1 protein-coding gene is annotated in these 315 nt (G+C 62.9%); it reads left to right on the top strand.

The window, feature by feature from the left end; genetic code table 11:
* Window positions 1-315, top strand: a 315-nt coding sequence (locus tag P0G09_RS17240) for a LysM peptidoglycan-binding domain-containing protein (RefSeq protein ID WP_275253283.1), incomplete at both ends; no start/stop codon positions are given.

The raw sequence follows: 315 nt of genomic DNA, 5'->3' as shown, positions 1-315 counted from the left end.
CCTCGTCGAGACGGTGGACGGCAGCAAGGTCTACACCATCGAGGGTAACACCTCCGACCAAGTGGCCCGCCGCTCCTACTACCTGAGCGACAGCTACATCGTCGGCTATGGCCGCCCGGCCTACGACGCGGAGCCCTGGAACGCCAACACGGGCAGCCAGACGTCGAGCAACGGCACCACCAGCGAAGTGACCTACACGGTCGTCGCCGGCGACACCCTGAGCAAAAACGCGGCCAAGTACGGGACGACCTACCAGAAGCTCGCAGCGTACAACGGGATCACCAACCCGAACAACAACAGAGTCGGCCAGAAAAT

The sequence above is a fragment of the Faecalibacterium sp. DFI.5.82 genome, assembly GCF_029076575.1.
GTDB lineage: Bacteria > Bacillota > Clostridia > Oscillospirales > Ruminococcaceae > Faecalibacterium > Faecalibacterium duncaniae.
Note: the sequence above shows the minus strand (reverse complement) of the source record. Positions and strands in the feature narration are given on the sequence as shown.